This is a genomic window from Candidatus Jidaibacter acanthamoeba (assembly GCF_000815465.1).
GTDB classification, from domain to species: Bacteria; Pseudomonadota; Alphaproteobacteria; order Rickettsiales; family Midichloriaceae; genus Jidaibacter; species Jidaibacter acanthamoebae.
This window is the reverse complement of the sequence record NZ_JSWE01000184.1, coordinates 65,573-76,505: the sequence shown is the minus strand read 5'-3', so window position 1 is coordinate 76,505 and position 10,933 is coordinate 65,573. Positions and strand designations below refer to the sequence as shown.

Genomic DNA, 10,933 nt, shown 5'->3' with positions numbered 1-10,933 from the left:
CTAACTTTTGTTGTTTTTGACTAATGAAAATACCTGCCATTTCTACAAAAGCCTGTTTTATGGCAAGTAATACTTCTTCTTCATACAGCTCTATACGCCCATTTACATCCAAACCTTCTCTCTCCTTCTTTAATTCTTCTGCAATTCTAGCTTTCTCAGCAGCTTCCTTTGCTCTATATTCTTCCGCATTATAGAATAGCTTAACACTTTTGGGTAAATACTCAGCTCCAAAAATATCAATATTACAAGCATCATTATGCTTATGGTAATACTTCGTTAGTGCATATTGAATTTTTCCTATCGGGATTTCCCATGCCCCTCTCTTACCAAGAAAAAAGTAATAAGGACGCAATGCACTAAAATCTATATATGCTAGTTTAACATCATCAAAATTTGATATTATTTTTGTAATATCTTCTTTATGTTTATTAAAAAACTTTTCTCCTTCCACGGATAACGGATGATATTCATATTTACCTATATCTTTCATAGCCACCTACCAACTTTTTAATTAAGAAGACAATGTACGTTGCCTTTTTCTTTCTTTAAAGCAACTTCCTCTTGCTTTATAACATCAAAACCATAATTCCTTTATATTTCTTAACTTATAACTTTTTTTATTTATAACTTACTTTCTCAATAATTAATAAATATTAGTTCATATAATTCAGTTATCTTTTCAAAGAGGCTACTATCATTACAAGTATGATAAATTCTCAACTATGTGCAATATATGTATTGTTTGTCTTTTTATACTTCTCTACAAACGTTTTTGGGATACCGTCGATCACCCTCTTTACACTTTCTTCTATAGCAATTTTAGCGCTTGGAACTTTAAGATTAAGTTGATCCATAAATGTTTTGTACATTACTCTCATAATTTCACCTCTTAACTCCGGGAACACATAACTGCTAAATTCAAATTGACTTCTTTTTAATATAGGACAACACCAATTTACAACCTGTTTAATTCTACCTTGCACCTGCTGTTCATTAGGCATCTCATGGGGTCTTACATCCTCGCAATATACCTTCATCACTGTGGTTGCCATGAACTCTAAAGCTTTTACTATATGATCACTGCGAGCCATATCAGTAAATTGACCTTGTATCTGCTTTAATTCATTTATATAGTCAATATTATCAGGGAGAACAGCATATATAGATCTGCATTCGCGGACAATTTCCCTAGCACATCGTTGTTTCAATTGCTGCAAATATTTCTCATTGCTGGCACTTAAAAATGCTTTTCCGATTTTAGGATATAAGTTAACAAGATTAATACTTGCTATATTATGTTGTATTTCAGCTGGAAGAAGACTAAGCCATGTACCCTGGGTTGTCTCCATATGAACTAATAATTTACCAAAATCATTAATCTCTTTAGAAAGCTTTTCAAAATCGCTAGAGCATTTAAGTCCCAAAGTATCTGACCACTCACTCCTTGTGTTGTAAGAGGGTCTAAATTCATTAATACCATAAGATAAGAGAAGTAATGCAATATCAATATTAGGAGGAGCACGAAAGGCATTAATCCCAAATCTATCCCTCGAGTTAATAAGTTTAGGGTTATATTGGAGCAATTCTTCTACAATGCCTAAATGCCCATTAATAATAGCACCCAGAAATGCATTACGCTCCTCATAGCCTAAAGAATCAATAAATTCAGGTTTTAGTTGTAAGAGGTATTCCATCACATTTAGATAATTATTTATAGCGGCAAACAAGAAAGCATTATTCCCTTTTGCGCTGATTGAATTAATAAATTCAGGTTTTAGTTGTAATAAGTATTTCATTACATCTAAGTTCCCATTAATAGCAGCCAATAAAAATGCATTATGCCCATCATTATTTACTGAATCTATAAATTCAGGTTTTAGCTGCAAGAGGTGTTCCATCACATTTAAATAATTATTTATAGCGGCAAACAAGAAAGCATTATTCCCTTTTGTACTAATTGAATCTATAAATTCAGGTTTCAGTTGCAGGAGATATTTCATTACACCTAAATGACTTTCTAAAGCAGCAGATAGAAATGCATTATGCCCATCATTATTTACTGAATCTATAAATTCAGGTTTTAGTTGTAAGAGGTATTCCATCACATTTAAATGATTATTTATAGCGGCAAACAAGAAAGCATTATTCCCTTTAGTACTGATTGAATTAATAAATTCAGGTTTTAGTTGTAGGAGATATTTCATTACATCTAAGTTCCCATTAATAGCAGCCAATAAAAATACATTATGCCCCTCATTATTTACTGAATCTATAAATTCAGGTTTTAAAGGCAGGAGGTTTTTCATTACTTCTAAGCGGCCTTCTGAAGTGGCAATCAAAAATGCATTGCTTCCATATTTATCTGCTGAATCTAGGAAATCAGGTTTTAATTGTAAGAGTTGTTTCATCACATCTAAGTGGCCTTTCAAAGCAGTAATTAAAAATGCATTCTCCCCCTCTTCACCCATTGAATCTATAAAGGCTGGTTTTAGCTCTAAGAGATATTTCATTACATCTAAGTTCCCATTAATAGCAGCAAATAGAAATGCGTTTTCTCCAACTTTATCAACTGAATCAATGAATTGTGGTTTTAAATGCAAGAGATATTTCATTACTTCTAAGTGACCGTCATAAGCGCTAAGTAAAAATATATTATTTCCATCTTTATCAACTGAATCAATGAATTGTGGTTTTAAATGCAATAGATATTTTATTACTTCTAAGTGACCGCCATAAGCGCTAAGTAAAAATGTATTATTTCCATCTTTATCAACTGAATCAATGAATTGTGGTTTTAAATACAAGAGATATTTCATTACTTCTAAGTGACCGCCATAAGCGCTAAGTAAAAATATATTATTTCCATCTTCATCAACTGAATCAATGAATTGTGGTTTTAAATGTAAGAGATATTTCATTACCTCTAAACGCCCTTCAAAAGCAGCGAAAGTAAATGCATTATTTCCTATTGTACTAATCGAATCTATAAATTCAGGTTTTATGTGTAAAAGATATTCCAATAATCTCAAATGGCCGGACTTAGCAGCAAGTAGAAATGCATTACTTCCATTTTTTAGTATAAGGTTTAAAAAGACATCGCATGAACTTGAATAGGTTGTAAGGATTTGAATTATAACTTCTTTAAATCCACGCGAAGCAGCCCATAAAAAAACACTACTTTCATGCTTATCATCTTTTACCGTTAACAGCTGTGTTAATGATACATAGTTTATAAGATGGAGAATTTCCTCTTCACTACCATTCTCCATTTTATCTTTTAGTATTTCATTATAATCTACATTATCTTTTTTTAATTTAAAAGAAGCAGGGTTAAGATCACTACTTTTGCATCTTTTCATAAGGACACCACTTTATTCGCAAGTTATATATAAATAAAACAAATGTTAAAAAATAATATAATAACTATTAACATATAAAAAATATTGTTAAACAGTTTATTTCAATTTTAAAACAATATAAATATTAAAAATCTTTACATATAGTTGAAAAAGCGAAGGCAAAATGATAAGGTAGAATCAAAAATAAGTATGTAGCTTATACTTAAATGAGGTATGTATGAAAAGGAAAATAGTAAGTTCTAGTCAGGAAGAAAATTCTCTTGAAAAAATTACTTATGTGAAGAAAAACAAAACAATTATGTTAAGTGATATACAGAAACAAATAGCAGATATTGATTTACCTTCTTTCCTTGAAAAAGGTAAAATAAATCTTGCCAAACTAGAACTTGATATAATGTTTATTGATCCGAAGGAAATAGATGAACTACTCAAATATACAAATTATAAACCTTTCTTATGGGCAATAGAGCATGGTAACCTTGAGTTGATGAAGTACTTTATAAACCATACTACGGAAAGAGGTAAGTTTTTATTAGTTTGCCATGATAATTATCAAGTTATTAACCGCTTTGTAGACCTGACTGCTGAAAAGATTGAAAAAGGGAGCTATCGAAGAGGAGTGACAACCGATATACTAAAACTTTTTGCAAGTATTAAACCGCTCCAAACAATTGAAGCAATCGAGCATATATTTGAAAGTATTGGAGGAGATGCTCAAAAGGTAGTAAGAATACTTAAAATAAACTTAAAAGATGCTGTTGATAAGCTTGCGAACGAAAATAATAAAGATATTAAAGAATATCTTGAAGAGAATAAGGGACAAGATAACAGCCCTTCAGGGTTAGATCAGCAAAGTATAAGTGAGAAAAAGTTTACTGCTAAGCTTAATTCATCAGATGATAAATCCTTTTATAACCGTGTTAAACAAAAAGTATCTTTTGTAAATCAGTTATGAGTTTAATTATAAATTATTATGTAATTTATATAATTTGAGAACCGACAATAACCTATTTCTAACTTTAAAAAGTATTTTGCTTATGAAAAATGATGAGAAACATACTAATCAAGAAAAGCCTAACTCTAAAAAAAGAGTAAGTTGGGCAGAGTCTATTGAAGATAATGAAGGGAAAACTCCCAGACTTAAAAAGAAACCTAGAATCATTGCTCAGGATGAAGAATTTATCCAAGCTAAAAATACATTAAAAAATCACTTTATTAATAAATTCAAAAATGGCGAATACGAAGGGTTAAAGCGAGAATGGGAAGATTATCTTTTAAAACATTCTAGAATAAGAAAACTCAAAGAACTTTATGGAGATGATAGTGAAGAGGTGATTAATGAAGGAAAAAATATTATAGGGAAACTTCTCTGTGTGGATAACTGCTCGATATTAAAATGGATAGTAGTAAATTGTAATATAGACGCTTTTAAATTAATTACTGAAATGTCTTCTATGAAATATTTACAACGTATGGTTCATTATGATGACTATATGGCTTTCAGGTTATTTTTAAAACAAAATCGTATCCATGAATATGCTCATGAATATAATTCCTTAATATGTGTTGAAGGATTTAAACTGTTTCTAAATATAGATAATAATATAGTTAATATTTTCTGGAATTGTCTTAATATCACTGATAGCATTAAATCTGATTTTAATACTGCTCTAAAGGAAATGGGACTTGGACATCTTATAGATGGTAACAAAGAAAATATTCCTCAAAATCATCTAAATTCATTTAAGCAAAGAATTCTTAGTACAGCTAAAGATGGAGTTAAGATAATTAGATAAAGTATAACTTCTAAATTAATTACCTATTTTGTATTACATGAAGCAATCTGCTTATCAGAAATATAATTTCCAAGTAGTTCCTTTCTTGGAAAAAAGCCTTGTCTTGTAGAGTTTGCTTCTACTCTATCTACAAATGTAGCTTTATAACTCGGTTCTTCTGCTATCTTTGCTATGTTTTCTTCGCCACAATTAGTATCTAGCTCTTCGATGTTTTTAGCTTTTGGATTATTATCTTGTGTTTCTTTCAACCTCTCTTCTTCTTCTAATTTTCTTTCATAAACTATTAGAAAAGCTTCTATAATATCATTACTTAATGAAGAAGCAGGACACATACTATAAGGAGTACTCCCTAACTTATTAAATATATCTACCTCAGCATTACAATCTATTATTAAAAATTCTGCTACCTTTTTTTTATCAGGATAAGATATTTCTTTACATCTTACTAATACATGTAAAGGAGTATCTCCTTTATTATTCTGTGCATTTACATTCACTCCTTTTTCAATTAATAAATTTGCTAATTCTAATCTCTTATCAATATCAATTTCGTTATTCTTCATTAGAATATGTAATGGTGTGTTCCCTTCACTATCTTGTGAGTTTAGATCTGCTCCTTTATTTATTACATACTCTGCTAAATCAATTAATTTATTAGAAGATAAAACTTTGTGTAGTATACTATATTGGTAATCAGGAATCGGAAAAAAATTTTCTTTTGTTAATTTAGAATTTATATCGAAGCCATTATCTAAAATAACCTTTATGATCTCTGGGCTCATTTCATTTATATAATTTTCAAAAGTTTGTATAGTAACTCCTACTTTAAGATCGTTGACTAATAACTTTATTATATCCTCTTGATTACAATCCATAGCCTCCATTAGTAAATAGAACTCTAATTTGTTTTGTTCTTCTTTATTAACTTCCCTATTAACTTCAATCATTGCTCTGTATAAGTCTATATAGCCTTTTTCATTAGCAGCTCTAAAAGCATTAGATTCTGCCGGTACCTTATAATATTTTACCAATAACTCTGCTGATCTAATTTTCCCTTCATATATCGCTGCATTAAGGGCCCAGCTCGCAATATCCTTTATGGTAAGTTCTGGATGATAGAATTTAGACTGCATTACATAATTGATTACTTCATTATTTCCCCTTTTAGCTGCTTCAACTAATACTCCTCTACCTAAATCACGAGCATGTATATCAGCACCCTTTACTCGATGAAGATATTTAACTTTATCAAATTTACCTGCTTGGGCTGCTTCTAACAACTCTATGTCTATCTCTCTTAGCTGGGGGTTTCTTTGTCTCATTTTCTTCCTCTTTAAATCATTTAAAATTATTTAAGTTAATTAATCAAATTAGATCAAGACGTAAAATATTAATTTTAAGCAGTTAAAACCATAACTTAGCGACATATAGTAGCTATTTATTATTCGCTATACTTTAACTATCTTTACTAACTAGTTTAGACTTTTTACTTATACTATTAACTTAACATTCTTACCTTATTTAACCTCAGTTAAGTGTAAGGAATGGTGTAAAAGGGGTGTTGCGATAAGGAAGAATGTGAAGTAAGTTATCCACTAATTGTTTCTAACATCAATAAAAGGTAAGGATGTTCGCAGCTTGCAATTTTTCTGCTTAACAAGTCTTCCGTCTAGTACTATATTCCAAACTTTGATAACATTTTTTTTAATACTCCAATGAACCCTTTATAATGAAAAAATGAGACAACGTGAATATTTCTTTCCAGCGCTTGCTCTATTTTTGCTTGCTCCTCATACCCGATGTGATTAGAATCTAACTTTAAAGCAGTCAAGGTTCTATTGGTTTTTAGAGCTTGAATAATACTTTCTGCTCCTTCATCATGTATATTATTTGCACCTAAGTTTAAAAAAGTTAAGGAGCTGTTTTCGGCAATAGCCTGAGCAATGCTCTTTATTCCTTCATCATCTATAGGATTGAAATACAGATCTAAAAAAGTTAATGTATAATTCTTTTCTAGTGCGTGAGCGATGCTTTTTGCTCCTTTATTACCTATATTGTTATAATTTATATTTAATGAAGTGAGGTTTTTATTGTTTTCTAATCCTTGCGCAATATTTTTCGCTCCTTCATCGCCTATATTATTTAAGCCTATATTTAAGGAAGTAAGGGTTTTGTTATTTTCTAATGCTTGAGCAATACGCTTTGCACCTTGAACGCCTATATTATTACAATATAAATCTAAAGTAGTTATAGTTTTGTTATTTTCCAGTAGATCAGTAATATTGCTTATCCCATCACAACCTATATGATTACCGGACATATCCAAAGAAATTAAGGCTTGATTTTCTATAAGAGCTTGAATAATACTTTTTGCTCCTTTGTCACCTATATTGTTCAATCCTAAATGCAAGGTAGTTAAAGTTTTATTTTTTATAAGTGCTTTAGCAATGCTTTCTGCACCTTCGGAATCAATATTGTTAGAATCTAAGTTTAAAGAAGTTAAAGTTTTATTCTCCTGCAAAATCTCAGATATCATTTGAATATGTATTAATTGTAGCTTTGCCCCTTTTAAGTCAATAGATGTATGACGCTTACATGCAGTTTTAATTCTTTCTTGCAACCCTCTCTCGTCTTGAGCAAGCAGCTGATTCCATTGTTCTTGATTAAACATATAAAATATAACTATAAAGTGATTTAACCACTAAATATTAAGGTTAACATGAAATATTATTATTAGCTATTATATAAAGCCTTGTTGCTCAAATAGGTATCAAGGAATATTCTTTCTATACCTGCGCATTGTAATAAAGATTATAAGCATTTACGGTCATCTGTTATATGGTTAGTCATAATATCTGAAACTATTAAACCCTCTTTGCTAACTCCTATATGCAGCTTGTGCAATACCCTCCTTTTAACTTCTCCTCCATGCTTGAAAACTTAACGGAAGCTTAAGTAGTACCTGCAATGTTATCATCATTTCAATTGGGTAATCAGAATAATATTATTTTTTATATAGAATCTCATTTCCCCCAATTGCGTGCAGAGTGAACCTCCACCTCCAGAGGGACGCTTATTTTGCATGCACCTTCCATTACTCTTTTTATAGTTTTAGAATATTCCTCAAGTTTATTTTCCGGAATTTCAAACAACAGTTCATCATGAATTTGTAAAACCATATAATCTTGAATTGACTCAGGCATATGCACCATTGCTTTCTTAATTATATCGGCATTACCACTTTGCAGAGGGGCATTAATTGCAGCACGTTCGGCGAATCCCCGCATAGAATAATTTTTATCATTAATACCATTAATATAACACTTTCTGCCAAATAAATTTTTTACATACCCGTGAGTTTTTGCATATTCTATTGTCTCATCCATATATTCTTTGATTCCCGGATACTGTTTAAAATATTTATCTATATAATCCTTAGCTTCATATTGAGAAATATCTAAACGCTTGGCTAATCCAAAGGCACTAATACCGTAAACTATGCCGAAGTTAATAGTTTTAGCCTGCCTTCTCAGATTGGAATCCACATCTTTTAAAGCTACGCCGAATATCTGGCTTGCGGTTATTGCATGTATATCCTGCTTATCATGAAAAGCTTGTTTCAGAGTTTGAATATCAGCGATGTGGGCAAGTAGCCTGAGCTCTATTTGCGAGTAATCAGCAGAAATAATTAAATGATCTTTATCCGCAACGAATGCTTTTCTGATTTTTTGTCCTTCATCACTTCTGATTGGAATATTTTGTAAATTCGGATCCCGAGATGAAAGCCTACCGGTATTGGTCAGCGTCATCATAAATGTGGTATGCACCCGCCCGGTTTTCGGGTTTATTGAATTAGGCAGCGCATCCGTATAAGTGTTAATCAGCTTTGAAAATTGTCGCCATACCAAAATTTTATCCGCTATATCATAGCCTTGATCCGATAATTTTTCTAAAATATCGGCACCTGTTGAAAATGTTCCGGATTTAGATTTTTTACCTCCTTTAATGCCAAGCTCGGTAAATAAAACTTCCCCAAGTTGTTTCGGGGAAGAAAGCAAAAATTCCCGTCCGGCTTCTTTAAAAATTTCTTTTTCCAGTTCGTTCAACCTTAGCTTAAATTCTTGAGATAGATTTTTTAAAAATGTTCCGTCAACTTTAACTCCTTTTATCTCCATTTTGGCAAGTATAGGAGAAAGCGGCTTTTCAATACTTTCATATAAGTAGAACTGCTTCTCATGCAAAAGCCTTTCTTGTAAATTATCATATATTCTTAATATAGTTACTGAGTTATGAGATGCTTCTTCACCAAGATAAACTCTTATTAAATCATTAAGTTCACATGAATGCTTTCCGGTTTCAAGCGAATAAGATATCTGAGCAATATCATCAAAAGCTTTAAGCTCAATATTTAAGCAATATAATTTTTTATATAATTCTTTTGCGTTTATAACTATTTTCAGCACATAAGTTGCTTCAAAAAGTTCCTTAAATTCTTTGATTATATCATTATAGTTTATCGACTCACTTTCAAGAAAGCTTTCCTGTCGACTATAATTATTATAATGCATTTCATAATTAGAGTTACCGTAAGAGAAATAGAAAGTATTGCCGTTATCAAAGATACCAACCTTCCCTTCTCTTATAATTTGCTCAATATGGCTCTTTATTTCGCTTAGCTTTTCAATTTTAATAAAGTTTTCATTCCTTTTCGGTTGCGTAAACTTGATGTCTGTAGCTTTTTCTTTAATAAATTTACTTACTAAAGATTTAAACCCTTGCTCATATAAGTATTTAGCTAACTTTTCATTATCAGGCTCTTTTATTTTTAGTTCGTCAAGATCACAATCAATATTATAGTTTCTCTTTAGGTTGGTTAAATCTTTAGAGAGATAAACTATATCCTTACTCTCGATTAATAGGTTCTTAAGCCTATCTTTTTCGATATTATTAATGTTTGCATATATATTATCTAAGCTTTCAAACTTGGATAATAGCTCTATTGCTGTTTTAGGTCCAATTCCTTTTGCTCCGGGAACATTATCTGAACTATCTCCTATTAAGGCTAAATAATCCGCTACCTGATACGGCTTAACACCTAATTTGGCGACCACCTGCTCTTCTCCAATCTCAACATTTTTAATCGGATCAAGCAGTTTTAAATTATCACATACAAGTTGCATCAAATCTTTATCGGAAGAAATGATTTTAACTTCCATTCCTTGCTTTAAGGCGTCGCTCGCATATGCGGCTATTAGATCATCAGCTTCGTAGCCGTCCGCTTCCAATGAGGTAATATTAAATGCTTCAATCGTTTCTCGAATAAGGGGAAATTGCACAATTAAATCATCAGGTAGCTGGGGACGGTTAGCTTTATATTGAGGAAATATGTCATGTCTAAAATTTTTTTTACCCGAATCCAACACGACAGCTAAGTAATCCGACTTATCATTGGAAAGAAATTTAGAAAGCATGTTACAGAACCCGTATACGCAGGAAATAGGCATACCATCAGCTCTGGTTAGCGGAGGTAATGAATGGTAAGCTCTAAAAACAAAACCGTACCCGTCAATTAAACATAATTTTTTCATTCTTAACTTTACTTAAAATATAATTATTCACATTTATTGAAAGCAAAGTACTATGTGTAGAGAATTTAATCAATAATAACCGTTACCCGGTTAAAAACAAAAATTTTATAATTACTACTTTGAATACATTGCTATCTTGAGATAATTTTATTACTCTTTTAATAACCGGTATAAAGTTAATCCATTTGGC

Annotated in this window: 7 protein-coding genes; 2 read left to right on the top strand and 5 right to left on the bottom strand. The window is 31.1% G+C overall.

Annotated features, from left to right (window positions below):
• Together NF27_RS08880 and NF27_RS08875 are read right to left on the bottom strand one after the other, a co-directional pair.
• The coding region (locus NF27_RS08880; RefSeq protein ID WP_039458475.1) for a hypothetical protein at positions 1 to 490 on the bottom strand (490 nt) is incomplete at its 3' end.
• Positions 491 to 716: 226 nt separating this feature from the next.
• Entirely contained in the window at positions 717 to 3,359 is a 2,643-nt protein-coding gene (locus NF27_RS08875; RefSeq protein WP_039458472.1) for an ankyrin repeat domain-containing protein, read from the bottom strand.
• A 217-nt stretch (positions 3,360 to 3,576) separates the two neighbouring features.
• Here NF27_RS08875 and NF27_RS08870 point away from each other — a divergent pair, with 217 nt between their 5' ends.
• Both NF27_RS08870 and NF27_RS08865 read left to right on the top strand, forming a co-directional pair.
• Positions 3,577 to 4,314, top strand: a complete 738-nt coding sequence (locus NF27_RS08870) for a hypothetical protein (RefSeq protein ID WP_039458467.1) — start codon at positions 3,577 to 3,579, stop codon at positions 4,312 to 4,314.
• A gap of 82 nt (positions 4,315 to 4,396) precedes the next feature.
• On the top strand, positions 4,397 to 5,155 hold the full coding sequence (locus tag NF27_RS08865) for a hypothetical protein (RefSeq protein WP_039458463.1): 759 nt from the start codon (positions 4,397 to 4,399) through the stop codon (positions 5,153 to 5,155).
• A 23-nt stretch (positions 5,156 to 5,178) separates the two neighbouring features.
• On the opposite strand, the gene NF27_RS08860 is transcribed toward NF27_RS08865, so the two are convergent.
• The 3 genes from NF27_RS08860 to polA form a co-directional block, all read right to left on the bottom strand.
• Positions 5,179 to 6,477 (bottom strand): ankyrin repeat domain-containing protein, encoded by a 1,299-nt coding sequence (locus NF27_RS08860; protein ID WP_039458460.1) that lies wholly within the window; start codon positions 6,475 to 6,477, stop codon positions 5,179 to 5,181.
• Positions 6,478 to 6,830: 353 nt separating this feature from the next.
• Positions 6,831 to 7,826, bottom strand: coding sequence for a leucine-rich repeat domain-containing protein (locus NF27_RS08855; protein WP_053332732.1), 996 nt, complete (start codon positions 7,824 to 7,826; stop codon positions 6,831 to 6,833).
• Positions 7,827 to 8,178: 352 nt separating this feature from the next.
• The gene (polA, locus tag NF27_RS08850; protein ID WP_039458457.1) at positions 8,179 to 10,743 is read right to left on the bottom strand and encodes a DNA polymerase I; all 2,565 of its coding nucleotides are present in this window, start codon (positions 10,741 to 10,743) and stop codon (positions 8,179 to 8,181) included.
• Positions 10,744 to 10,933: the final 190 nt, after the last annotated feature.